Consider the following 24,531-nt stretch of genomic DNA (forward strand, 5'->3'; position numbering starts at 1 on the left):
AATTTCGATCTTGTCCATCAGTTTTCCCCGGAAGTTATTTCGAATTTGGAAGCAGTCTGAAACCTCAACCTTGGTTGAGGTCAAGCCGGCGACAAAGACAATTTTGCGGTTCTGAGAAGCGACCCCACACGTTCTTCGATCACCTCACAGAGCAACCGCCAATCGCTAGTTGGACGCTATTATGGCCGAGCCGCCCAACAAAAATGTGCCACCAGTATAGCCCATTCGCTTGCGCGCGCGCAGGCTCTGAAATGCTGTGCGGGCTTGCGCCGCCAATAGCGCATAGGCAGCAAGCACGATCAACACAATCGATGTAGAGGTGGCCATCAGTATGAGGAACTGTGGCGTCAGTGGGAATGCAGGATTCATGAACTGCGCGAGAAAGGCCACGTAGAACAGGATCGCCTTTGGGTTCAGAATACCTGTCAGGAATCCAGCCCTCAAACTTGCAACACGGATCGCCGATGTTGCGCACGGGGTCAGATCGGCTTCGACCATCCGGCGCGCTGCGAGAATTTGAGATAGGCCCAACCACGCCATATAGGCCACGCCTGCCCATTTTAAGACAAGATAGATACCGCTGGATGCCGCCAAGAGCGTCCCAAGCCCGACATAGGCAATCGTCATCATGACAATACCTCCCAGCAAATCTCCGGCAATGCAGTAAAACCCTGCACCAACGCCACGGGAAAGCGACTTACCGATCACCATAAAGACGCTCGGCCCTGGGATCAGCGAAAGCAGCGTGAACGCCGCTACATATGCTAACCAAACCTCAATACTCATCGCGATTGCCTCCTGCCGATGCGCTTTACAGTGCGCGCCCGCGTCCGACGGCGCAACTGGAAACCGGACATTGGTGCAGGGTGCAGCAATAAGTAATAGTGGGCTCAAACAAGTCATCTGACAGTTCCTGTCAGATTCTCGTCGCTGGTTTGGAAGCTGAAAATCGGCTGCGTGGAATTTGCAGCCGTTCGCAGCTGAGTGTCTTATGTTTTCTTCGCGAACATTCTGGAAAGATGTTCTCCTCTAGAAAAGCCGCTTGGAAGGGTTGCGTTTAATCTTCTGACGGCCTGACACGCTCGAACTCGATGACCTGAACTATGCTAGATAGCTCAATGTTCGGGTAATGCTCTTTCATACTTTCGAGCATGATATCATCTGGCCAATCTTCAGCTCTTCCGACGAATGATGCTGCGTCCGAAAGTAGCATATCCGTGCAACGCACCGCTATCACAGTGATGCACTGATCTGGATCATCGTCGTTAACAAACTTTAGAGGCCCGGGGCTGATCCGGCCTTCTTGCCAACGGATCGTCGCCATCTTTGTGCCATCGACGATGGACGAAAATAGCCGAGCTACTGAACCGAGAGTCTGGACGTCTTGAGTCATCCCAAGACGGTACATATGGCCCGTTCTGATGACAATAAGATGGCAGCCATATTTGGGTAATTCGACGAAAGGTAACCGGGGGCGGCGATGCACTGGCTTGTTCGTTTCAGTTGGCGAGTCCAAAGTGCTGCCGTTCATCCAAGTCGCAGCAACTGTCAAAATGGGCTCTTCCGGAACCTTCGCTGTGTAATCTACAAACGGCAAGCCTAGGATGAACCGCCTTTCGCTGCACCACGTATGAACTGGCAAGGTGCGGACCCCTAATTTAACATAAGATTGATTATGCGTTATGTCAGTATTGCTGACGCTTTCTGCTCTCCCCCGCCCTCACTCAGGTTCGGCCCTTAGCGGACCTTAAGTCCGGTGATGGAGTTCTGCGACTTCAGCCCCGTTTGCAGACATTCACGGTGTAGCACTACCGGCGAGGTGAGCGCTCAAAGCCCCAACCCACGGACGAACATGTCCACCGCTTCCTGTCGCATGGCGGCATGGCGCTTCGATGGAATACTAAACAACCCTTTGTGAAGGATCATTCCATCTATCAGACTGGCGAGGACGCGACCTAACTTCTTGGCATCCGCATCGCTACGGATTTGGCTAGCAATCTGTAGGTGCTTGATCTGACCCGTGTAGTGATCTCCCAATCGATCAAAGAAGCTCGCAACTTTTGCACTGAACGCATCTGACGCGAAGCTAGGACCAAAGACTTCGAAGAAAACGCGGATGAACTTCGCATGGTCATCTGGAACATTCATAGTCTGAGACAAGCCTTTGGCAAAGCCGTCGAGCGTTTCCGGCATCTTCTCTCGAAAAAACCGGTCCTCCATGCCTTTGAAGTGTCGATCGACCATAGAGATCGCAATCGCCTCCTTGTTCTCAAAATACAGGTAGGAGTCCCCTTCCCTAGCCCTGCGGCCTCGGCAACATCGGCAATAGTGGCGGCATGATAGCCCTTCTTTGAATACACTTGCATCGCAGCATCAAGGATCCCGTGCTGCATTTCTTCACGGTCAACGACCTTCGGCATCTTCCTACCTCAACTTCGGTTTTCGCGGTTCTGGCATATTTATGACTGGACGTCCAGTCATTCAAGATGTACATGACTGACCAGCCAGTCATAAAAGATTCGGAGATATGAGATGGAACTCACAGCCGAGAGAGACACGAAACAATCTATGATGCGCGGTTTCCGACGCACCTGTCCGAGATGCGGCAAAGGCCATATGTTTGATGGCTACCTGTCGGTGGCGAAGACATGTGATGTTTGCGGACTGGACCTCACACCGCAACGCGCAGATGACGGTCCGGCCTATCTGACGATTGTGATCGTCGGCCATCTGCTCGTGCCGCTCCTTGTTCCGGCTTACACGCTTTGGGATCTGCATCCGGCGTTGATGGCAACGCTATTTTCTGCGCTTGCCGTGGCCCTCTCCCTTTACCTTCTGCCCCGCCTCAAGGGTGCATTGATTGGCTTTCAATGGGCCAAGAAGATGCACGGCTTCTAGATTTTTTGACCGAACGTCCAGTCACTTATGGAGAAAACCATGACCTACTTTGACCAAACGCAACCGACGAACCCTTCCAGCAAGATTGCATGGGACTATTCTGGTCCGACTGACCCACTCGTCGGCAGCGGCGCGACGTCTGCAGAACGTCTGATGGGCTACGGCGGTGCCGGAATCGTCACAGCCCTCCTCATCTGGCTATCCTACACGAGCGGTGTTCCGGCGACCTCTGGCTGGCAATGGGCCGTCTTGGTCTTCTTTGCCTATGACATTGGCGGCGGCGCAGTCGCGAACATGCTGAACTCCTGCAAGCGCTTCTACCACACGCCAGCCAAACCGGGTGAAGGTGCCTTCATTCGTGCCACCAAAAACGTCCGGGTGTTCACTGCAATCCATGTGCACCCAATCATAGCAGCGGCTCTGCTTGGCGGATCAGTGGGCAACGCGGTCGCCTGGTATGTGGTTTTGCAGGTTTCTGTTGGGTTGGTTCTCGCGGCCCCACTCTACCTTCGCAGACCGCTAGCCACGTTGCTGACGGTGCTGGCTGTCATCGCCGCGTCGTCGCTGCTTCCCCTTGGTGCTGGTCTCGAATGGTTCATCCCTTGTCTCTTCATCAAGATGGTGATGGGCCACGCCGTTCCGGAAGAACCTTACGCACCCTCACAATCCTGACCAGCCCATCTGACATAAGGAGTAGTTCCATGTCCAAACGAATTTACGTCCTCAACGGACACCCTGGCGAGACTTCACTCTCCCGTAGTCTGACGCTCGCTTATGCTGAAGCCGCGCAAAGCGCCGGTCACGAAGTCCGCATCACACATCTCCATGATCTGTCCTTTGATAGTGATTTTGGCAAAGGTGGTTACCGGCACACCAAGCCACTAGAACCGGCCCTGGATCAGGTCTTGGAAGACCTCGTCTGGAGCGAACATGTTGTCCTCGCAACGCCCATGTGGTGGGGCGGCATCCCAGCCAAACTCAAAGGTCTGTTTGATCGGGTTCTGCTTCCAGGACGCACGTTCGATACCCGGAGGAAGAGCTTTGGACTACCAACTCCTATGCTCAGCGGCCGAACAGCGCGGGTCCTTCTGACCTCGGACACGAAAAGCTGGTTGCTGCGGTTCGTCTATCACAACGCAATCCTCAATCAGTTGCGCTGTCAGATCTTCAGTTTCATTGGGATCAAGCCGACGCGCTTCACACAGTTTGCCGATGCGAGCCACCCGAGCGAACGCACCATTAACCGATGGCTTTCGGATGTCCGTACTCTCGGTACCAAGGCCGCATAGCCCTCAATAGATTTTGAAAGGAATAGACAGATGAGTATCAGGACCGTTCTTGTTGCAGGTGCCACCGGATACCTCGGTCGCCATGTCGTAACGCAATACATGTCCATGGGTTGGCACGTGCGTGCCTTGGTGCGAAATGCTGACGCGGCGCGCGAATCTGGGCTCGACGCCACGGAACTGTTTGAGGGTGAGGCCACCAATCCGCTCACACTTTGCGGCGCGATGGATGGCGTCAATCTGGTCATCTCAACCCTTGGCATTACACGGCAGCGAGATGGGCTCTCCTATTGGGATGTCGACTATCAAGCCAACGCCAATCTGCTCACCGATGCGCTTGCCGCAAAGGTCGAACGTTTCGCCTATGTCCATGTTCTGAATGCACACAAAATGCAGAACATCCCGCTGGTCGCAGCCAAACAGGCCTTTGCCGACCGTCTACAAGCCTCTCCGATTAAGTCGACGGTGATTGCCCCCTCGGGCTTCTTCTCGGACATGGGCGACTTTCTAAACATGGCAAAGACCGGCCATGTCTTTCTGTTTGGCTCCGGCAATCTCGAACTCAACCCGATTGATGGCGCGGACCTTGCAGAAGCTATTGCCAGCGCGATCTGGGATGGCCGTGACTATGTGCCAGTGGGCGGTCCCGAAACGCTGACCCAGAACGGGCTCGCTGAGGCGGCCTTCACAGCGCTCGGAAAACCCGCAAAGATCACACACCTGCCAGACATCTTTCGGCGCGGTGCGCTCAAGGTGCTGCCGTATGTGACGCCGTCGGCGGTGCACGGACCTGCGCTGTTCTTCCTGTCAGCTCTTGGCATGAACATGGTCGGCGAGCCCCATGGATCAAAGCGCGTCTCAGAGCATTTTGCGGATCTCGTACGTTCGCAGCGGAATGAGCTAGACGCCAAACCCCAAACGCTTCTGAAACCGCAGAGCCTGACATGACCCAGTGCCCAAACCTCCATGAAAGCCCTCACATACGAGCGGTACGGTCCACCCGATGTCATTCGGGTGGAAGAGGTCCACCGCCCCTCCCCAAAGCCAGATGAGGTCTTGATCCGCGTCCACGCGAGCGCTGTGAACACAAGCGACTGGCGCGTCCGGGCTGCCGCCTTTCCGGGCATCACTGCTCTCCCGGCACGCTTGATCTTCGGGTTCTTTCGCCCCCGCAACTCCCGGCTGGGAAGCGAGTTCGCAGGCGTTGTTGAGGCTGTTGGCGCGGACGTGAAGCGCTTCGCTCCTGGTCAGCGGGTTTTTGGCATCACGTCCAAGGGTGGCGCGTCTGCGGAATATCTGACGATCCCTGAAAACGCTGCCCTCGCGGAAATACCCGACGACCTCTCATTCAAGGCCGCGGCCGCCCTGCCCTTTGGAGGCCTGGCTGCACTGGTTTTCCTCGAACAATTCGCGGCTTTGAAAGCAAATCAACGCACTCTAATCATTGGTGCGTCAGGCGGCGTAGGCATTTATGCCGTGCAGATCGCCAAAGCCCTCGGAGCCCATGTCACCGGGCATTCTGGTCCTGAAAGCCAGACACTCGTCAGCTCTCTTGGGGCGGATGTGACACTAAACTACAAGACGACCAAGCTTTCAGAAATCGTTGATCGCTTCGACGTCATTCTCGATACGGCTGGGGTCGTATCACCGGGCCAAGCGCGCAAACTGCTCAGTAGTGGCGGTCTCTTTCTTCCGCTTAACGTCGGAATGCGTGCGTTGGTGGCGGCACTCTTTAACCCTTTCTTCGACTGCAAAGTCCGTCTGGCTGTGAACCCAAACACCGCAAAGGACCTGCTACGCCTCGCAGGACTCGTGCGCGACGGGAAGGTGCAGCCGGTCATCGACACTGTCCACCCGATGTCAGAGGCATCGGCGGCTCATGCGCATGTTGAGACGCGCCACCGGAAAGGCGCAATCATCTTGTCGATCCAAAACCAAGGTGCAGCCGCTGCCCAGCTGAGAGCTCAATAGCCGGCCCACAGCGGACATCTTGCGTGCCGTCACGATGCTGCGGGTGCAGCCCGCTTTCCGGACTTTCGCTGCGTTGCGAAACTCGCAAACGGCTCAACCAGCCTGTTTCAAAGCCGCCCGCAGGAAATCTATCGTAACGCGGACTTTTCGCGGCAGGTACGTGCGCGAGGGATAGAGGACCCACGCGGCGGTATCGAATTCGGTCGCGGTGCATTCCATGTCCGGGAACACATCAACAAGTGCCCCGGTCTGGATGTCTTCCCTGACCAGCCAGTCCGCCAGCAATGTTGGGCCGAGGCCGTCGAGCGCAGCTCGGTGCAGTGAGAGCGCATTGGCGATGATCAGCTTACCAGTCACGGGGACTTCCATCAGGTCTTTGCCCGCAGCCCTAAACCGCCAGCGTGTGCGAAACTCGGGAAGCGCGAACCGTAGGCAATCGTGGGCCTGCAAGTCAGTTGGCATCGAAAGCGGGGCGCTTTCTGCCAGGTATTCCGGTGAAGCCACGACGTGATACTTCGTATCCATCAACTTTGTGCTGATGAGGTCGCCCGTCGGTTCCGGCGCGAGCCGAATGGCCAAGTCGATAGAATTTGCTGCCAAGTCCAGATTTGCGTCGCTGGGAAGAATTTCAAGCGAGATGTCAGGGTATTGTGCCGCGAAGGCCGCCAGATGCGGCACGATGCAGGTATGTGCAAAGGCAACCGAGGTGGTCAGTCGAACGGTACCTGCAGGGTGGCGAGACACCTCGCGGGCTTCATCCTGGGCATGGTCCAACTCCTCCAGCAATGGAACGAGCCGAGCGAGATAGACCTCCCCCTCCTCCGTGACGGACAAAGACCGCGTTGAGCGTTGGAACAGCCGCAACTCCAGATCCGCCTCCACCGCAGCAACGGTGCGTGACACCGATGAAGGGTCCACTGAGAGAACGCGCGCGGCGGCAGCAAAGCTCCCTTGCTGGGCAACAAGCGTGACGGTCTTTAGGGCTTCAGTATCCATTCGTGCGAATTTTGCACGACTGTAATTTGTAGGGAAGCATTTTTTGGTGACTTTGACATGAGTATCTCCGATGCACCGAAAAGCTTCTTGGAGAGCACCTATGCAAATCGAAAACTCAGTCGCGCTGGTCACCGGTGCAAATCGCGGCGTTGGACGCCAGTATGTCGCACAGCTGATCGAGCGCGGCGCAGCCAAGGTCTATGCAGCCGCCCGCAATATCGACTCCCTCAGCGACACGGTCGCCCTTGCCCCCGAGCGCGTTGTGCCGCTTGCACTGGATGTCACCGATACTGTCATGATCGAAGCGGCCGCGCGCACGGCAAACGACGTGACGCTTTTGATTAACAACGCCGGGTCACTGACTTTTGGCGGGGCACTTGATGTGACCGACGCGGGTCTGGCCCAAGACATGGCTGTAAACAACGACGGCCTCCGCGACATGACGCGGGCCTTTACGCCGGTCATCGAAGCGAACGGCGGCGGTGCTGTGGTCAACATGCTGACGCTGTTGTCCTTTGTCAGCGCGCCCGGCTTCGCCGGGTACAACGCATCAAAGGCCGCCGCGTGGTCGATGGCCATGTCCCTGCGCGCCTATCTTCGCCCCAAGGACATTCAGGTCATCAACGCGTTTCCCGCTGGCATCGACACCGACACGCTGGCTGGTGTCGATGCGCCAAAAGACAGCCCGGAGGCCGTTGTCCGCGATGTTCTCGCGGCGGTGGTGGCGGATCAAGAGGACGTCTACCCGGCTTCGGCCTTAGATGTTTTTGACGCGTGGCGCGCGGATCAGAAATCCGTCGAAGCCGCATTCGCCGAAATGATGTGATCCAAAAGAACGAAGGAATAGTCAGATGAACCAAGTCAGCAATAAGACCATCGTCATCACCGGTGCCAGCCGCGGGATTGGTGAGGCCGCTGCACGGCACTTTGGCAACGCGGACGCGCATGTCGTGCTTGCCGCTCGCTCTGAGGCGCAGATCAACGCGATTGCGAAAGAGATCAACGAGGGCGGTGGCACCGCAACTGCAATCCGCTGTGACGTGAGCCAGCCCGACGATGTTGAGAAGCTGATCAACACGGCTGTTGAAGAGACCGGCTCAATCGACGTGCTGATCAACAATGCTGGCATGATTGATCCGATTGCACGGCTCGCAGACAGCGACCCGGACGCCTGGGGCCAGATTGTCGATGTCAATTTCAAGGGCGTGTACCACGGGCTGCGCTATGCCATCCCAGAGATGGTGCGCGCTGGAGGCGGCACAATCATCAATATCAGCTCCGGCGCAGCGACGAGCGCGCTCGAAGGATGGAGCCACTACTGTGCGACCAAGGCCGCGGTTCTGTCGCTGACGCGTGTCGCACACAAGGAGTACGGCGATCAGGGTGTACGGGTTGTTGGACTGAGCCCTGGGACGGTTGCAACGGGTATGCAAGTCGCCATCAAAGCCTCCGGCATCAACCCGGTGAGCCAGCTTGACCTCGATGTACATATTCCACCGGAATGGGTAGCCAAGGCACTGATGTGGCTCTGCGGTCCTGAGGCCGATCCACATCTTGGAACCGACTTCTCCATCAAAACCGACGAAGGCCGCAAAGCTGTGGGACTGTCCCCAACGGCTCAAGAGCAAGCCACCTCCGCTCTTTCGAAACAAGGGCCGCCTCGCTAGCGGCCCATAGCCGACATCCAGCAGCCAACTCGTATGCTGCGGTCGCAGCCCGCTTAGCGGCCATTCGCTTCGATAGCAAAATCTCAAAACCTACGAATGGGAAATGAGCGGCCAAGACGGATTGTTGCAGTTTGGGCAAGCTTTTCCGAGCGTTGGAAGCTATCTAAAATGCGCTTGTGTCAATCTGCCGCTTCAGGCACTGGCGCGTGTTGTAGAGCTTGATACTGCCGCCAACCACCCAGATGGGTGATGTCGTCAGCGCCTTGGACACCTGTTGTCTCAACGAGGAAACCATGTGCCTTCGCACCACTTTCCAGCTCGACTGTGCCGATTGACAGGGGCGCTGGAATTCCTTCCAGAAATCCACCCACCGCCGTTTTTGGAAGCGCCCATACTTCCAGATCGATATGCGATCCCTTTTCAATTCTTAACAGTCCTGGCCGCTGCGGTGGTCCGCCAGCAAGCGCATACAGCCGATAGCGCGGCGCGGTGCGTGTTGCGTTGAGTAACCGCCCGCCTCGCGACGTCAATTCACTGTTCAGTGCCATGCCGGACATATGCGCGCCGCAGACCGCGAGGGCGATTTCCTCATCTGTCGCTTGTATCGGCGTATCTGCGATAGTTTCCCCGGCAAATGCTGCTGCGACACCCGCGATTTTCGCGTCATCTCCACTGGGAGCAAGCAGTGTGACAGACCCTGGACGCCCGTCACTTCGTCGGTCGGCCGGGACCGCGATGCCGCACATATCGAGCAGATTCACAAAGTTCGTATAGGTGCCAAGGTTGGAATTTGGTGTGACGGGGTCCGCGTCGAGATCGGCTGTGGAATAGAAGGTCGGGATGGTGGGGACGCAGAGCATATTAACGCCTGCCATCGTATCGCGCGCCGCACGTTCAAGGTCTTTGAGGCGATACATCCCCCGAAAGGCATCGGCTGCGGAAAGCTGTTCGGCAGCGCCAATGATTTTGGCCGTGGTTGGATGGAGCGCATCAGGCTGATCGCGCATCAGATCTTCGACGACTGTATAGCGTTCAGCAACCCAGGCACCTTCGTAAAGCATCTCCGCGACAGCATAAAATGGGCTGAAATCAAGCTCAACAATTCTGGCTCCAAGCGACGTGAGCTTTGCGAGACTTACTTCAAAAGAGGCTGCTTGGACATCATCGCCAAAGAAAATGCGTGAAGCCGCGTCTGGGACGCCAATGGTCAGGGATGGCGGACAGGGCTGTACCTGTCCGGCTGTGATTGGCTTTGAATAAGCATCGTCAACGTCCTCGGCACAGGCCACCTGAAAAGCCGCAAATGCGTCTGTAACACTGGCGGCGAAGATCGAAATCGTATCAAGCGTGCGGCAGGCTGGTACCACGCCTGTAGCAGAAAGCGCCCCAAGCGATGGTTTGAGACCGACGATATTGTTCAGCGCTGCTGGCACACGGCCTGAACCTGCCGTGTCTGTTCCAAGGGAGAACGTGACGAGGCCGTGGCCTACCGCCACACCCGACCCGCTCGATGAACCGCCCGGAACGATTTCAGGGTCAACTGCGTTACGCGGCGCACCGTAAGGTGAGCGGACACCGACAAGGCCGGTTGCGAATTGATCAAGGTTGGTCTTGCCGATGACCAAGGCCCCTGCAGCACGCAACTTTGCCACGACAAAAGCGTCTCGCTCCGGCGTGTAAGCATAGGCGGGGCAAGCTGCCGTCGTCGGGATTCCCGCGACATCGATGTTATCTTTCGCCACGAATGGCACGCCCCAAAGGGGTTGCCCAGCCGCGCGTGCGGGCAAAGCGTCTGCCTCTGCGATCACGTCTTCCATGGGTCGCAAATGGATGAAGATTGCAGGATCGTTCACCGCGTCGATCCGACGATAGACTTCGCGGACAATATCAGATGGCGTTGCACCCCCCGAAAAAGCGTCTTGCAGGGCTGTTAGCGTCAAAGGCATGTCATGGATCATAGATCAGGGCTTTCGATATTTAGGCGGCAACGGGATTTGGCGGTTGGGGCGCGGCTTCAATCAAAGAACGGGTATATGCGTGACTGGGATTATCCATAACGGCAGCCGTCGGACCGCGATCCACGATTTCGCCGTGCTTCATAACGAGCACTTCATCGCAAAGCAGTCGGACCACATTCAGGTCATGGCTCACAAACAGATACGACATTCCCATCTGCGCGCGCAGGTCGACAAGCAAATTCAGAACGATCGCCTGAATGGAGACATCCAAAGCCGCCGTTGGCTCATCAAGGATCAATAGCTTTGGCTCCAATGCAATTGCGCGGGCGATGCCAACACGGGCCTTTTGACCGCCGGACAACTGATGCGCGAAACGGCTCAGAAGCGGCTGTGGCAGGCCGACCAGTTCTGCCAGTTCGGCGATCCGCGTATTCAGCTTGCCGCCACGCATTTTGGCGATCCGCGCAAGCGGTTCAGCAATTGCCGAGGCCGCCGTCCCGCGCGGGTTCAAACTGTCTGTCGCATCCTGAAACACCATCTGGATCTCGCCGCGCATAGGGTGACGCATGAACCGGGCTGAGGGTGTGCCCGCAATGTCCTGCCCATCGAACAGGATGTTTCCGGACGTCGGGTCCTGAAGGCGGACGACCATCTCGGACGTCGTGGACTTGCCACTGCCACTTTCCCCCACAAGGCCAAGGGATTGACCGCTTTTGATTTGGAAAGAAATGCCTTTGACGGCCTGCACCGGACCCGATTTGCCGGGATAGGTCTTTTCCAGATCACGCACCTCAAGAAGGGGGCGATCATGGACTTTATGCGCAGGCTCAGCGGTGCGGGACTCCGGGGGAAGCAAGTTGCGGATGGATGCGCCAACACGCGGCGTCGCGTCCACGAGTTTGCGGGTATAGGCGTGCTGCGGGTCCGCAAACAGCTTCTGCGGGTCCCCTTCCTCGACGATCAGCCCATCTTTCATAACAACAATCCGGTCGCAATATTGCGACGCAAGGCCGAGGTCATGGGTGATGAGGATCATGCCCATGCCACGTTCGCGGGCCAGATCGCCCACAAGGTCCATAACCGCCTTTTGTGTCGTGATGTCGAGCCCTGTGGTCGGCTCATCGGCAATGAGGAGCTGCGGCTTGCAGGCCAGTGCGATGGCGATGACGATCCGCTGGCACATACCGCCCGACAGCTCGAAAGGGTATGCATCATAGCGCGCCGTAGCATCGTTGATCTTGACCGCTTCCAAGGCTGCAATGGCCTTGGCTTTGGCGTCTTGCCTCGTGGCTTGCGCGTGACGGATCAGGACGTCCTCGACCTGATGGCCGACACGCCGGATGGGGTTCAAAGCCGCACGCGGGTTTTGGAAAATCATCGAGATTTCACGCCCGCGGATGTCGCGCATGTCCTTCTCGGACGCGGCACGCAGGTCCAACCCGCCATAAACGACTTTGCCCGTGCGGATTTCACCGCCCGCATCAAGGATGCGCATCAGCGCGTAGGATGTAACGGATTTGCCCGACCCGCTTTCGCCGACGATGCCAAGGGTTTTACCCTTTGGAACTTCAAGAGAAATGCCGCGCACTGCATTGACTTCGCCTTTGCGGGTCTTGAACGCGACAGAGAGGTCTTTGATCGACAGCATAGGCTTCAGGTCCTTTTCCGTGGATCAACGATGTCGCGCAGACCGTCGCCAAGCAGGTTGAATGTGAATACGGCCAGCATCAGCCAAAGACCGGGGAAGACCGCGAGCCACCATTCACCCGAAACGATGAAGTTTGCCCCTTCGGCGACCATGATTCCCCATTCCGGGGTCGGCGGTGCCACGCCAAGCCCAATAAAGCTAAGGCCCGCCGCATTTAGGATGGCCCAGCCAAGGTTCAGCGAGACCTGCACCATCATCGGTGGCAAGGAGTTCGGGAAAATATGGACCGCAAGCACGCGCAGATCGCTGTTCCCGGCCAGCTTCGCTGCCTGCGCAAATCCGGAATGGCGACGAATGTTGACTTCGGCCCGCACAAGACGTGCATAAAAGGGGATATTAATGATCGCCGTGGCGTAGATGATGTTCTCGACGGTGTTGCCAAGGGCCGCAACGACGCCCATCGCCAGCACAAACAGTGGGAAAGCCATGATCGTATCAAGGCAACGGTTCAGAACAGCATCCAGCCAGCCGCCCCAATACCCCGCGATGGATCCGAGGATTGAGCCGATCACAAAGCTGAGTGCAACTGCGGCAACCGAAATCGTGAGGTCCAGTCGCGTGGCGACGATGACCCGGCTGAATACGTCACGTCCAAGGTTGTCTGTCCCAAACCAGTGGTCCCAGCTTGGTGCCTCCAACGCGCGTGCGGCATTTGTGGCCAAGGGGTCGTAAGGGACAAGCGCCGGACCAAAAATGCACAGCCCAGGAAGAATGCGAGCATCGCAAAGGCTAGCATTGTGACTGGGTTGTCGCGCAGCACATAGACGATATGTCCAAGCGTCGTGTCGCCCTTGCGGCGCGTCGTGTCGGGAGTTGATGCAGTCATATCAGCCATCAGTTCAGCCCAATCCGCGGATCAATCAGCGCATAGGCGATATCGATCACAAGATTCAGGGCAACAAAAAGGAGTGCCATCGCAAGGACGAAGCCTTGCACGGCGGCATAGTCGGATACCACCAGGGCTTCGACCGCGTAGGAACCGATGCCGGGCCAGGCGAAGACCTTTTCGACCAGCACGTTTGCGCCGAGCGTAAAGGAAAAAACCATCCCGAGCGTTGTGACGACGGGCAAGAGCGCGTTTCGGAACGCATAGCCAAACAGCACTTTGCGGTCGCTGAGCCCTGCCGCGCGGGCGGTACGGATAAAGTCCGAGGACAGTGCCGACAGCATCGCAGCCCGGGTCATGCGTGCGATCGGTGCCAGTGTGAACAGCGCCAGAGTCGTCGCAGGCAGGATAAGCTGCTTCAGCGCACCCAGCCAGGTTTCCCAGTCGCCCGCAAGCGCGGCGTCGATCAGGTAGAAACCCGTCACATGCGGTGGCGACAGATAGATAAAGTCGAGCCGCCCAAGAGGTGAAGGTGCAAGGCCCGCAAGATAGTAGAAGATGTAAATCAGCAAGATGCCGGTGAAGAACGTCGGCATTGAAACCCCCGCCGTCACAAGGACACGGCAAAGGTGATCGACCCAAGTGCCCGGCCGAGTTGCTGCAAGAACGCCAAGCGGGATCGCAATGGCGCATGAGAGCAGAAGTGCCACCAGCGTCAACTCCAGCGACGCGGGCAGACGCGCGCCCAAATCTGTAAGAACGGCCTGTCCGGTTGTCAGCGACGTTCCCAAATCGCCACGGATCAGATCGCCAACATAGTAAAAGAACTGCTGAAAGAGCGGTTTATCGAGACCGAGGGTCTCGCGGATTTCTGCGATGGATGCCTCATCGGCGGCAGGACCGGCAAAATAGGCAGCCGGATCACCGGGAAGGGCGCGCGTGAGCAGGAATGAAATCACGACAACGCCCATCACCACGGGGATTGCCTGGGCCACACGGCCCAGGATCATTTTGCTGCGTGCGGCCATCAGCTTGTGGCCGTGTTCAGTGGACGCACGTCAAGCTGACGGTGGAACCAGAACTCATACCCTGCCGCATCGTTCATTGCGACGTTCAAGGCTGGCTGCCAAAGCGGAATACGCGGCAGGTCCTCAAACGCAATTTCAAACATCCGCTTGATGTTCGGCGCATAGGCAGGATCATCCATGGGGATGTGCAGCGTGCTGTCGACCAACGTCTCGATTTCTTCGTTGAGATAGTTGGATGAGTTGAACAGGTGACCGTTCTTATACGCCCAGAAGAAGTAGTAATCAGGGGTGTTCAGCCAGCCACCGAAGTTCTCAAGATGCAAAGGCAGGCGCTTTTCGACCAGCGCCGCAGTGCGCCAATTCGCTCCTGGGATTTTCTCGATCTGGGTGTTGATCCCGATCGCCCCAAACGCCTCTTGCAACAAAAGCGCTGTCGGTTCCATCCAGTCTGCCAGACCAAGGCTGATTGAAAGCGGCACTTCAAAACCAGAGGCAAAACCAGACGCGGCCATGTGTTCTTTTGCTTTGGCCAAGTCAGTCATATAGGGCGACTTGCGTGGCCATGCCGTATCGGTGATCTCAGCCTCACCTCCCACATGGGCGCACCCCGCCCATAGGCTGCGGTTTGGAAGATGGCTTCATAAGGAATGGCATATGCCAGCGCCTTGCGCACATTCGCGTCCTGAAAAGGCTCGAAATTGAAGTTCGGGCAGAGGCAGTGGATGCAGTTTTCAATCGGAGTGGAATAGACATCCACCCCGTCCATCGCATCAAGTTCTGCCGCGTCCTTGTTGGGGATGTTGAACGACATCTGCACATCGCCCCGTTCAATCAAAGCACGGCGGGTTGCCGGGCTTGGCACCTCGCGCACGATCACGCGCTCAAAGCTGGGCAGCGGTCCTCCGACCCAAGCGTCGTTGCGTTCATAAACAAGCTGTTGACCTTGATCCCAACGCGCGACCTTGAAAGCACCAGAGCCTGCAGGCGTCATGTGCAGGTATTCCATGGCCCAAGGATCGTCATCAGTCGCATTGGCCATTGCCACTTCGGAGTTGATGATGAACGGCACAGGCACGGCAAGGTCCGGCAGCGTCAATTTGGAAGGCTTGTCCAAAGTGATGACAAAGGTTTCGTCATCCACGGCCGCGAACTGATCCGGACGCTCGAGCCCGCCAGCCTTCATCTGCACTGTTGGGAAGCCCCCTGCGGAAACTGCGCGGTCGAACGACCACTTCACGTCCGCTGCCGTGACCTTGCGCCCATCCCAGAACGTCGCATCCGACTTGATCTTGAAGGTCATTGTGAGGCCGTCATCGGAGATGGTCCAGCTTTCGGCCAGCTCAGGCACAATCGTGTCATAGTCGTAAGACAGCCCGCCACCGGGCGCGTCTTTCGTGCCAAAGCTGACAAGCCGGTCATAGCAATTCACGGCCACCTGATAGGAGGCGCGATTGGTGCCGGTGCGGTGCAGGTCAAGACTGTTAATCGTTTGGCCTGAAACGACAACGATGGTGCCGCCGGTCTGCGCGTGAGCGGGCATGGCTTTGAGAAACGGCAACATTGCCGCGCCCATCGTAGTGCCGGTCAATTTGAGGAAATTTCTGCGAGAAGTGTCCGTCATGGCAAGTCCTTTGCGAGCAATGAGAAGATTGCCATTTGTTTGACACTGGCCAGTGCTGCACACAAATGCTAAAGCCGAAGCAGAGTGATGCAAAAAATGCAGCGCTTAGATGTCACTCCTGCCGGGACACGTATCATGCGCCATTTGCTCATCTACGACATGATCGAGGCAGTGCATCGCTCTGGGTCCATTCGGAAAGCTGCAGAGGATACGAACATTACCGCCTCCGCCCTCAACCGACGCATACAGGCGTTCGAAGAAGAGTTTGGCTCAGAAATTTTCGAGCGCCTTCCCAGAGGCATGAGGCTCAATCCTGCGGGGGAGCTGCTCCTTCACCATATCCGCCTTCAAAGGCAGGATCTGATACGCGTCCATAGTCAAGTGGCGGACCTGTCAGGTGTGCGGCGCGGGCACGTCAAGATCGCCTGCTCCCAGTGCGCTTCTCCCGTACTTTCTGCCGCGCGAGATTTCAAAGTATCGTGCCGAGTTTCCCGATGTCACATTCAGCGTGAACGTGCGCGACCGCATTCAGGCAGAACAGGATCTGGTGACCTTCGAAAGCGATCTGGCACTGGTCTTTGAACCAGCGCATATGGTCAACTTTGAAGTGCTGCACGCCGTCCATCAGCCGGTTATGGCCGTGATGTCGGCCGCGCATCCATTGGCTGATCGCAAGAGCCTGCGGCTGCGGGAATGCCTAGAATACGATCTCGTTTTGCCTGCCCGGCAATTTGGCGTGCGCGTTCTTCTTGATCAGGCCGCAGCGCGACTTGGTGGAAAGCTCGAACCTGCGCTTGAAACCGATAGTTTCGACATGGTGCGCCATTTTGCAGCCTACGGTCACGGGATCGGGTTTCAGATCCCCGTTGGCTTGAACGCTCTTGCCCGACCGGACATGTCTTTCGTTCCAATCGCAGAGCGAGACGTGACGGGAGGAGAACTCTACCTCGGACATCTCAAAGGACGCACCCTGCCAGTCGCCGCACTAAAGTTCGCAAATCAGGTCATGACGGCTCTATCGTAGGCATAAACGCGATGTCGGGTTAGGAGTGCTCTGCGACAACGTCATGCTCTTTGTAACTGCCGAACCTCTCTTACTGCGAAAGCATGCAGCATGATATCACTGTGATTGTATTGTGCTCTCTGTCGCCGCAAAGCCGATCGCGGCATGTGATCGGGATCAACGGACCGCCCCTGCTAACGGCCCATTCCTGCCGTTCACTGACCGCCCAAGATGCTGCGGTGCGGCTCAGCGGAAACGGACATTGGATTTGCTCCGCCATTGCATGCAAACGAACATCGGTGACTGCAAAAGCGCGAGAAAACCAAAAGTAGAAAAGGCTCGATTCTAAATCTTCACCCATGCAGAATTTCGTTTGGACGACCTGACACAGGCATCCACAAATTCAACGCCGCGTAACCCGTCTTGGACGGTTGGAAAGTGTAGATCGGGAGATGCCTTTTCGCCATTTCGGTGAGCGATTATCGCATCCGCAGCTTCGGAATAGATGTTCGCGAAACCCTCAAGGTAACCCTCAGGATGACCGGGCGGGATCCGACTTAAGCGCGCAACTGCTTCTCCGGCGCCCGCGCCATTGCGTGTAATCAGACGCTTGGGTTCACCAAAGGGCGTGTGCCAAAGATAGTTCGGATCTTCCTGCGCCCATTCAAGCCCGCCGGTTTCACCGTACACACGAATGCGAAGCGCATTTTCATTGCCCGGAGCCACTTGAGAGCACCAGAGCATGCCTTTAGCACCTCCTTCGAAACGCAGCATGACGTGGCCGTTGTCGTCCACGCGGCGCCCGGCACAAAGGCGTCAAGATCAGCAACCAAGCTCTCGACTTCTAACCCCGTGATGAAACGCGCCAAGTTATGGGCGTGGGTGCCAATGTCACCTGTTGATCCGCCCGCGCCTGACCGTTCGGGATCAGTGCGCCACTCAGCTTGTTTGAAATCCTGCTCGACCGTGAGCCAGTCTTGCGGGTACTCGACCTGGACAACCCGGATTTTACCTATCTCCCCTTTCGCGACCATCTCTCGCGCTTGACGGACCATTGGGTAACCGGTGTAATTATGCGTGAGGATAAAGAGAGCGTCCGAAGTCTCTGCCACTTTCACGAGCTTTTTTGCATCTGCCACGGTCGACGTCAGGGGCTTGTCGCAGATCACGTGAATTCCCCGCTTTAGAAACTCGCGCGCGGCGGCGTAGTGTACATGGTTCGGCGTGACAATGCTGACCGCTTCGATCCCGTTTTTCAACCGTGCCTCGCGGATCGCCATCTGTTTGAAGTCGTCATAAATGCGTGGCAACCCGAGCGCTTCGCCGGAAGTTTGAGATTTTTCGGGGGTCGAAGAGAGGGCGCCCGCCACCAACTCATACCGATCGTCGATGCGCGATGCGATACGGTGCACGGCACCGATGAACGCGTCATTGCCGCCACCGACCATGCCAAGTCTGATCCGTCCCATCATGAAATCCCCAGAATTTTGCGATTAGCCGCCTCATCCGTTCCACCATCAGCGAAATCGTCGAAAGCGCGATCCGTCACGCGAATGATGTGGTCCGCTACGAACTGAGCGCCTTCCCGCGCGCCGTCTTCTGGGTGCTTTAGACAGCATTCCCATTCAACAACAGCCCACCCGTCGAAATCATTGGCTGCCATTTTGGAGAAGATTGCCGCGAAATCCACTTGGCCGTCCCCAAGCGAACGGAAACGTCCGGCCCGATCAACCCAAGGTTGATAACCAGAATAGACGCCTTGTTTGCCAGTTGGATTAAACTCTGCGTCCTTGACGTGGAACATCTTGATCCGGTCTTTGTAGATGTCGATGTGGTCGAGATAGTCGAGGCATTGCAGTACAAAATGAGATGGATCGTAGAGCATGTTGCAGCGCGCGTGGTTGCCGACGCGCTCAAGGAACATCTCGAATGTAATCCCGTCATGCAAATCTTCGCCCGGGTGGATTTCATAGCAGATGTTTACGCCGTTTTCTTCGGCATGATCGAGGATCGGACACCAACGGTTTGCAAGCTCGTCAAATGCGGTCTCAATCAGTCCTGCAGGGCGCTGAGGCCAAGGATAGACGTAAGGCCAAGCCAAAGCGCCAGAGAATGTCACATGATCGCTGATCCCAAGATTGGCAGAAGCGGAGATGGCCTTCATCACTTGATCAACGGCCCATTCCTGACGTGCTGCCGGATTGCCATGGACGGACGGATCCGCGAACCCATCGAAGGCAGTATCATAGGCGGGATGCACAGCCACGAGCTGGCCCTGGAGATGGGTCGATAGCTCCGTCACTTCAATGCCGTTGGCGGCGGCTTGTCCCTTGAATTCGTCGCAGTAGTCTTTGCTTTCCGCGGCTTTCGCGAGATCGAAAATACGTTCATCCCAGCTTGGCACTTGCACGCCTTTGTAGCCGCAATCTGCGGCCCATTTCGTGATAGCGTCCCAAGAATTGAACGGTGCGTCATCGCCCGCAAATTGCGCCAGGAACAGCGCCGGGCCTTTGATTGTTTTCATGAGTGATCCTCCCAAATCAGTATGCGCCTAGCTCGGCATGTTTTCCTTCAGATAAATGTCGATCCGAATGCGCTCTTGTGCGGCGTTGATCGGAACGCTGGCGGCCTTTGCGCGCATTATGCGCACGGCACTGCGGACGAGATGGCCCGAGTCCTGGCTGATCACCGCATCAAGAAGCCGATTGTTTAATGCATCACGGGACAAGGGCGTAAGCTCATGCGCCACAACGTTCGGGCGCTGAAATTCGGGATTTTTCCTAAAGAAACTCAAGAGGCCTTCGTTGCCGGCCGCTGAAGAGTAAATGCCAATGATGTTTGGATTGTCCGCCAGAGTGCCCGGCATCAGTTTTTCTATGAGTTCAGGATCGTCCCGGCCTTCAAGGGAAGCAAGGATATTTAGTTTGGGAAAGTCCCGGGCCATGATTTCATCAAAACCAAGGCGCCTTTCAAGATGGTCGCGGGCCAGCATGCTGCCCGTGAGAACCAGGATGCTACCCTCTCGAGGACCGATAAAACGCCCCAAGAGCTGTGCCGCCGTGCGCCCTGCGGCGATGTTGTCTATGCCAACATAAAAGTCGCGCTCAGAGCTTGGAATATCAGCAACCAATGACACAACCGTTACGCCATTGGCGCGGAGATGGGCGATGGAATCTCGGACAGACGGGGTTTCCGGTCCGAAGATCGCCACGCCATCTGTGCGGTTCGTGTCGATTTGCTCTAGGGCGTTCGCCAAAGCAACCGGATCAAAGGCTGCGACACGCACAAAGGACAGGCGCGTGCGTTCGTGGCGAATACTCTGGCTCAGTTGCTCGATCTGCGTTTCAAGTGACGTAAGAAACTCGTTGTGGTTGGACGGCAGAATGAAAACGAAATTGTAGATGCGCCCGCGCGCAAGATTGGCGGCGGCCGTATCGCGCACATAGCCAAGATCAGCGATGGCTTTGTTCACCCGCGCGACTGTCTTTTCGCGAACACCGGGACGTGCATTCAGAACTCGGTCTACGGTGGCCAAGCTGACTTCAGCGACACGGGCGATGTCGTTTATTGTCGGAGCAGCCTTGGTGTGAGTGTCTTGCGTCATTGTATCCTGTTTGGTCGTTACATGGCTTTGGCCAGCCCTTCGAATAGACGCGCGACTGCCTCGGCGCCAGGGTCATTATAACCAATCAGATTCTCCTCGGGCACGTAAGACGCGCGCCCCGCCTTGGCACGGCCCATGGACGCTGTAGCATTCGCGCCGTCACGGGCAGCGCGCGCAGCATGCGCAATTCCGTCCGGCAAGGCCTTTAAGGCGGGCTCAAGTGCGTCGATCATCGTGCGATCTCCTTTGCTGGCTCCTCCAACCTGAGAGATGCGATCAAGCCCCGCAAGAAGCGCCTTGGGTATCGGTTTTCCACAGGCGCAGGCATCGCCCGCTGCCCCAAAGAAGATTGCGAGGATTACGCCGGAAGATCCCCCATAGTCTGGCTCAACTCTTCTCCAACGGCACGGAAGAGCTGCGTGGGATCGGCCAGAGGCATCCGGTCGAGCGCGCCCTTTAGAGCTTTGGCGGCGGTGGTGAGTGTGCTGCCGGTGTCCCCATCGCCAGATTTCGCATCAAGCTCGTTCAATTCAGTCTCTGCCGCCATCAAGAGATCACAGCACTGATCTAGCACCGCCTTCGTCTTGGGGTTTTCAGACGGGATCGGCTTGATCAGGCTCAACCCATCGGGGAGCGGCCTTATCGCAGGCTCGGAAATCGCGTTCATGCCAGGCCATGCGGCTGGGCCAACCGATGCCTCCAGATGGGTCTGATTGACGTCGTCTACGGGCAGAACCGAGACGGAGAAACCATGCATATCAAGCGAGGTCATCAAGGGCGCGGGTCCGATGATGTGTTTGATGTTCTTGGCTTTGGGTGACGTTGCAAGCTCATGCGCCAATACGCTCATCTCTAGCGGCGTCGTCGATCCCAGATTGTTGAGGATCGCGACATGCGGACCAGAGCCGATCTTTGGCTCCAGTTTCTCCAGTACCAGATCCATCGCATCTTTGGCATTCTTGAACACCACTTGCTGAACGCCCGCCTCCCCGTGAATGCCAAGTCCAAGTTCCGCCATGCCGGGCGCGATGCGGTCTTCCTTGGCGGAACCGGGAACCGTGCAGGTGTCTAGCGACTTACCGATGGAGGCCATATGCGTGATTGTCGTCTGCGCCGCTTGGGTCACTTTTTCCAGATCGGAACCGGCTTGTGCAAGTGCGCCTGCTATCTTGTGAACAAAAAGCGTGCCGGCCACACCGCGAGGTTGGGGCAGGTCAGGCAAAGCGATGTCGTCATCGACCACAACCATGGAGACCTTATGTCCGAAGGCCCGCGCGCGTTCAGCGGCAAGGCCAAAATTCAGCCGGTCGCCTGTATAGTTCTTCACGATCAAAAGGCAGCCTGCGGGGCCCGTGACGGCAAGAATGCCTGCCAATACCGCATCAACAGAGGGCGAGGCGAAGACTTCGCCACAGACTGCGGCGGTCAACATCCCCTCGCCCACAAAACCCGCATGGGCAGGTTCGTGCCCCGATCCACCACCGGAAATCAGAGCAACCTTTGACTTGTCCCAGTCGGCGCGGCACACAACCTTGATATGGGGATACCCATCGAGGCGGGCGAGCCTCCCCCGGAGGTTTCAAGAAGCCCATCAATCGCATCGGTGACAAGCGTTTCTTTCTCATTGATGAACTGAGGCATGTCTATGATCTCCCTAACGAATTCTGTTGCCATCGGCGTCGAAGCAAAGTGGATTTCTGGGCGCGATTTTTATGTGCCCCCCGGGTTCGTAGTCGGTCGACGGATCGGCGATGGTGGTGATCGGATGGCCCTTTAGGATCAGGTGCAGACGGTTCTGATCGCCCAGATGCTCCACCCGCTGAACCTCTGCCTCTTGCCCGAAACCTTGCTGAATATGTTCAGGCCTTAGTCCAATCTGCATCGCGCCCATGGGGGCCGCACCAAAAATATCGGCGGGTAAGATATTGATGCGGGGCTGCCCGAGGCGGCTCGCGACATAGAGCGAGTTGGGGTTCTCATAAATCTCACGCGGGGTGCCGAATTGCACAAGGCGACCATTATCGAGGACGCCGACATGGGTGGCCATGGTCATGGCCTCGATCTGGTCATGGGTCACGTAAAGCAGAGTTGCTCCAAGATTTGCCTGTATGCGTTTGAGTTCCACCCGCAAGTCGGTACGCAGCTTCGCGTCGAGCGAACTGAGCGGCTCATCCATCAGGTAAATCGCCGGGTCGCGCACCAACGCCCGCCCGATGGATACCCTCTGCATTTCGCCGCCCGAAAGCTCTGTGGCCTTGTTTCCCAGCTTGTGGCTGATCTGCAGCACTTCGGCGACGTCCGCGACTTTGCGCTCAATTTCGGCAATAGGCGTATTGAGAATTGGTGATTTCAGCGGGAAGGCGAGATTGTCCTTCACCGTTAGATGGGGATAGAGCGAATATTGTTGGAACACCATCGCCACGTCACGTTGCGCAGGGGTTTCACCTTCTACATTACGCCCATCAATCCAGACCTCGCCGCCGTCCGGTTTTTCAAGGCCCGAGATGAGCCGCAGAGTTGTTGTTTTGCCCGCACCTGTCGGCCCGAGCATCACGACAAACGCACCATCGGGAATGGTCATTGAAATGTCAGACACACCAATGTCTTTGCCGAAGGATTTGGTCAGGTTTTTCAGGATCACCTCAGCCATGGGACAAGACCCCCTGATTAAGCTCCGACAGTAGCGCCGCCCCATTGGAGGCATCGAAAAGCGTGACTTTGGGGGATTCGAAGGTGAGGCCGACCTTCTCACCAACCTTGGCCACCTGCGTGCTGTCGATGCGGGCTTTCACTTCACCATTGGGTGTGTCGAGCGTCACGATCTGGGTGGTGCCGAGATATTCGGTCGCCAGCACTTCGCCGCGATAGTCGCCAGCATCAGTAAGCGAGATGTGCTCGGGACGCACACCAAAGACGAGGTTGCCGGAGGATCCTTGCATTTGGCGCGGCACGGCAAGCGAGTGTCCATTCAGGGCAACGGCGGTTTCACCTTCAGATACGGCACCGTTAAAGTTCAGGAAGTTCATCGAGGGAGACCCGATGAAGTCTGCGACGAACATCGTGGCAGGTTTGTCGTAGATCTCCTGTGGGGTGCCGAATTGTTCGACCACGGCGTTGTTCATCACGACGATTTTGTCGCCCATTTGCATGGCCTCTAGCTGGTCGTGGGTCACATAGACGGTTGTGGCGTTCATACGATCGTGGAGCGCGCGAAGTTCCTCAGCCATATGCTCACGAAACTCAGCATCCAACGCACCGAGGGGTTCGTCCATCATGAAGGCTTTGGGATCGCGGACAATGGCGCGCCCCAAGGCAACGCGTTGCCTATCGCCACCGGACAGACCGCCGACAGGCCGGTTCAGTATGTCCGTGATGCCAAGGATGCCCGCGACCTCTTCGACTTTGGCTTTGACCTGCGCGCGGGGCATGCCCTGGCTCACCAGAGGGTAGCTGAGGTTCTTGCGCACGTTCATATGCGGATAGAGCGCAAACATCTGAAACACGAATGCGATATCGCGCTCGGACGGGGGCCGCTGGCCTATCTCTTCGCCGTCGAGATAAATTTCCCCCGACGTTGGCAGCTCGAGCCCTGCGATCATCCGCAGGGTCGTGGTCTTGCCGCAGCCGGACGGGCCAAGCAGCATAAAGAACTCGCCGTCTTCGATCGTGAAAGAGCTTTCTTTCACAGCGACGAAATCGCCGAACTCCTTGCGGACATTCTTGATTTGGATTTGCGCCACGAAAGTTACTCCGGGAAGTGGCTGACGATGATGAACATCACCGTACCAACCAGCGTGGTTATGAAGGAATAGGTGAAACCCCAGAGCACAAAGGGCTGCATGAGCATAAAGACCCCAAGGCCGATCAGGATGGTTGCGACCATCTCCCATGGGCCGCGGCGAAACTTTAGAAGTCCGGCGAAAAATGCGCTCATGTCAGGTCCTCGTGTGGTTGGCGTGTCGCCA

The 24,531-nt window shown here is 57.0% G+C and carries 24 protein-coding genes and 3 pseudogenes; 9 read left to right on the forward strand and 18 right to left on the reverse strand.

What is annotated here, in order from left to right:
- Nucleotides 1–165 precede the first annotated feature (165 nt).
- From ACZ1HM_RS21330 to ACZ1HM_RS21345, 4 genes are all read right to left on the reverse strand, one after another.
- The gene (locus ACZ1HM_RS21330) at nucleotides 166–786 is read right to left on the reverse strand and encodes a LysE family translocator (RefSeq protein WP_472744737.1); all 621 of its coding nucleotides are present in this window, start codon (nucleotides 784–786) and stop codon (nucleotides 166–168) included.
- A 271-nt stretch (nucleotides 787–1,057) separates the two neighbouring features.
- Nucleotides 1,058–1,552, reverse strand: a complete 495-nt coding sequence (locus tag ACZ1HM_RS21335) for an ASCH domain-containing protein (protein ID WP_472744738.1) — start codon at nucleotides 1,550–1,552, stop codon at nucleotides 1,058–1,060.
- Between the two features lie 275 nt (nucleotides 1,553–1,827).
- Nucleotides 1,828–2,244 (reverse strand): hypothetical protein, encoded by a 417-nt coding sequence (locus ACZ1HM_RS21340; protein ID WP_472744862.1) that lies wholly within the window; start codon nucleotides 2,242–2,244, stop codon nucleotides 1,828–1,830.
- Nucleotides 2,145–2,420: a helix-turn-helix domain-containing protein gene (locus ACZ1HM_RS21345; protein WP_472744739.1), complete on the reverse strand. Its 276-nt coding sequence runs from the start codon at nucleotides 2,418–2,420 to the stop codon at nucleotides 2,145–2,147. The genes ACZ1HM_RS21340 and ACZ1HM_RS21345 overlap by 100 nt, the downstream gene beginning before the upstream one ends.
- 112 nt (nucleotides 2,421–2,532) lie before the next feature.
- Between ACZ1HM_RS21345 and ACZ1HM_RS21350 the strand changes: the two genes are divergently transcribed.
- From ACZ1HM_RS21350 to ACZ1HM_RS21370, 5 genes are read left to right on the forward strand one after another with little or no spacing between them, the layout of a single operon-like run.
- Complete coding sequence (locus ACZ1HM_RS21350) at nucleotides 2,533–2,898, forward strand: DUF983 domain-containing protein (RefSeq protein WP_472744740.1); 366 nt, start codon at nucleotides 2,533–2,535, stop codon at nucleotides 2,896–2,898.
- Between the two features lie 39 nt (nucleotides 2,899–2,937).
- Nucleotides 2,938–3,570, forward strand: coding sequence for a hypothetical protein (locus ACZ1HM_RS21355; RefSeq protein ID WP_472744741.1), 633 nt, complete (start codon nucleotides 2,938–2,940; stop codon nucleotides 3,568–3,570).
- Nucleotides 3,571–3,599: 29 nt separating this feature from the next.
- Nucleotides 3,600–4,187 carry an NAD(P)H-dependent oxidoreductase gene (locus tag ACZ1HM_RS21360; protein ID WP_472744742.1) on the forward strand — a complete coding sequence of 196 codons (588 nt, stop codon included), beginning with the start codon at nucleotides 3,600–3,602 and terminating at the stop codon, nucleotides 4,185–4,187.
- Nucleotides 4,188–4,217: 30 nt separating this feature from the next.
- Nucleotides 4,218–5,132, forward strand: a complete 915-nt coding sequence (locus ACZ1HM_RS21365; RefSeq protein WP_472744743.1) for an SDR family oxidoreductase — start codon at nucleotides 4,218–4,220, stop codon at nucleotides 5,130–5,132.
- An 18-nt stretch (nucleotides 5,133–5,150) separates the two neighbouring features.
- Entirely contained in the window at nucleotides 5,151–6,155 is a 1,005-nt protein-coding gene (locus tag ACZ1HM_RS21370; protein WP_472744744.1) for an NAD(P)-dependent alcohol dehydrogenase, read from the forward strand.
- Between the two features lie 93 nt (nucleotides 6,156–6,248).
- Here the strand turns inward: ACZ1HM_RS21370 and ACZ1HM_RS21375 are convergent, their stop codons facing one another.
- Nucleotides 6,249–7,151: a LysR family transcriptional regulator gene (locus ACZ1HM_RS21375; RefSeq protein ID WP_472744745.1), complete on the reverse strand. Its 903-nt coding sequence runs from the start codon at nucleotides 7,149–7,151 to the stop codon at nucleotides 6,249–6,251.
- A gap of 100 nt (nucleotides 7,152–7,251) precedes the next feature.
- On the opposite strand from ACZ1HM_RS21375, the gene ACZ1HM_RS21380 reads away from it, so the two are divergent.
- Both ACZ1HM_RS21380 and ACZ1HM_RS21385 read left to right on the forward strand, forming a co-directional pair.
- Entirely contained in the window at nucleotides 7,252–7,977 is a 726-nt protein-coding gene (locus ACZ1HM_RS21380; RefSeq protein ID WP_472744746.1) for an SDR family NAD(P)-dependent oxidoreductase, read from the forward strand.
- 25 nt (nucleotides 7,978–8,002) lie between these two features.
- A complete protein-coding gene (locus ACZ1HM_RS21385; RefSeq protein ID WP_472744747.1) occupies nucleotides 8,003–8,818 on the forward strand; it encodes an SDR family oxidoreductase in 816 nt (271 codons plus the stop codon).
- A gap of 179 nt (nucleotides 8,819–8,997) precedes the next feature.
- Here ACZ1HM_RS21385 and atzF read toward each other — a convergent pair whose 3' ends face one another.
- From atzF to ACZ1HM_RS21415, 6 genes are all read right to left on the reverse strand, one after another.
- Complete coding sequence (gene atzF, locus ACZ1HM_RS21390) at nucleotides 8,998–10,776, reverse strand: allophanate hydrolase (protein ID WP_472744748.1); 1,779 nt, start codon at nucleotides 10,774–10,776, stop codon at nucleotides 8,998–9,000.
- Between the two features lie 19 nt (nucleotides 10,777–10,795).
- Complete coding sequence (locus ACZ1HM_RS21395; RefSeq protein ID WP_472744749.1) at nucleotides 10,796–12,424, reverse strand: dipeptide ABC transporter ATP-binding protein; 1,629 nt, start codon at nucleotides 12,422–12,424, stop codon at nucleotides 10,796–10,798.
- A 5-nt stretch (nucleotides 12,425–12,429) separates the two neighbouring features.
- Entirely contained in the window at nucleotides 12,430–13,146 is a 717-nt protein-coding gene (locus tag ACZ1HM_RS21400) for an ABC transporter permease (RefSeq protein WP_472744750.1), read from the reverse strand.
- A gap of 172 nt (nucleotides 13,147–13,318) precedes the next feature.
- The gene (locus ACZ1HM_RS21405; protein WP_472744751.1) at nucleotides 13,319–14,338 is read right to left on the reverse strand and encodes an ABC transporter permease; all 1,020 of its coding nucleotides are present in this window, start codon (nucleotides 14,336–14,338) and stop codon (nucleotides 13,319–13,321) included.
- A complete protein-coding gene (locus ACZ1HM_RS21410; RefSeq protein WP_472744752.1) occupies nucleotides 14,338–14,880 on the reverse strand; it encodes an ABC transporter substrate-binding protein in 543 nt (180 codons plus the stop codon). The genes ACZ1HM_RS21405 and ACZ1HM_RS21410 overlap by 1 nt, the downstream gene beginning before the upstream one ends.
- On the reverse strand, nucleotides 14,877–15,959 hold the full coding sequence (locus tag ACZ1HM_RS21415; RefSeq protein WP_472744753.1) for an ABC transporter substrate-binding protein: 1,083 nt from the start codon (nucleotides 15,957–15,959) through the stop codon (nucleotides 14,877–14,879). Before ACZ1HM_RS21415 ends, ACZ1HM_RS21410 begins: the two co-directional genes overlap by 4 nt.
- 159 nt (nucleotides 15,960–16,118) lie before the next feature.
- On the opposite strand from ACZ1HM_RS21415, the pseudogene ACZ1HM_RS21420 reads away from it, so the two are divergent.
- Nucleotides 16,119–16,223 (forward strand): annotated as a pseudogene (locus ACZ1HM_RS21420) (helix-turn-helix domain-containing protein); the annotation flags it as partial.
- Between the two features lie 133 nt (nucleotides 16,224–16,356).
- Nucleotides 16,357–16,983: a LysR substrate-binding domain-containing protein gene (locus ACZ1HM_RS21425; RefSeq protein WP_472744754.1), complete on the forward strand. Its 627-nt coding sequence runs from the start codon at nucleotides 16,357–16,359 to the stop codon at nucleotides 16,981–16,983.
- A gap of 324 nt (nucleotides 16,984–17,307) precedes the next feature.
- Here the strand turns inward: ACZ1HM_RS21425 and ACZ1HM_RS21430 are convergent.
- The 7 genes and pseudogenes from ACZ1HM_RS21430 to ACZ1HM_RS21460 all read right to left on the reverse strand — a co-directional run bounded on the left by ACZ1HM_RS21430 (nucleotide 17,308) and on the right by ACZ1HM_RS21460 (nucleotide 24,500).
- A pseudogene (locus tag ACZ1HM_RS21430) lies at nucleotides 17,308–18,431 on the reverse strand (Gfo/Idh/MocA family protein).
- Nucleotides 18,431–19,486, reverse strand: coding sequence for a sugar phosphate isomerase/epimerase family protein (locus ACZ1HM_RS21435; RefSeq protein WP_472744755.1), 1,056 nt, complete (start codon nucleotides 19,484–19,486; stop codon nucleotides 18,431–18,433). Before ACZ1HM_RS21435 ends, ACZ1HM_RS21430 begins: the two are co-directional and overlap by 1 nt.
- Nucleotides 19,487–19,513: 27 nt before the next feature.
- Complete coding sequence (locus ACZ1HM_RS21440) at nucleotides 19,514–20,566, reverse strand: LacI family DNA-binding transcriptional regulator (RefSeq protein WP_472744756.1); 1,053 nt, start codon at nucleotides 20,564–20,566, stop codon at nucleotides 19,514–19,516.
- Between the two features lie 17 nt (nucleotides 20,567–20,583).
- A pseudogene (locus ACZ1HM_RS21445) lies at nucleotides 20,584–22,207 on the reverse strand (dihydroxyacetone kinase subunit DhaK).
- 13 nt (nucleotides 22,208–22,220) lie between these two features.
- The gene (locus tag ACZ1HM_RS21450) at nucleotides 22,221–23,216 is read right to left on the reverse strand and encodes an ABC transporter ATP-binding protein (RefSeq protein WP_472744757.1); all 996 of its coding nucleotides are present in this window, start codon (nucleotides 23,214–23,216) and stop codon (nucleotides 22,221–22,223) included.
- Nucleotides 23,209–24,306 (reverse strand): ABC transporter ATP-binding protein, encoded by a 1,098-nt coding sequence (locus ACZ1HM_RS21455; protein ID WP_472744758.1) that lies wholly within the window; start codon nucleotides 24,304–24,306, stop codon nucleotides 23,209–23,211. Before ACZ1HM_RS21455 ends, ACZ1HM_RS21450 begins: the two co-directional genes overlap by 8 nt.
- Nucleotides 24,307–24,311: 5 nt before the next feature.
- The gene (locus tag ACZ1HM_RS21460; protein ID WP_472744759.1) at nucleotides 24,312–24,500 is read right to left on the reverse strand and encodes a hypothetical protein; all 189 of its coding nucleotides are present in this window, start codon (nucleotides 24,498–24,500) and stop codon (nucleotides 24,312–24,314) included.
- Nucleotides 24,501–24,531: the final 31 nt, after the last annotated feature.

The organism is Sulfitobacter sp. GN1-4 (assembly GCF_055693825.1).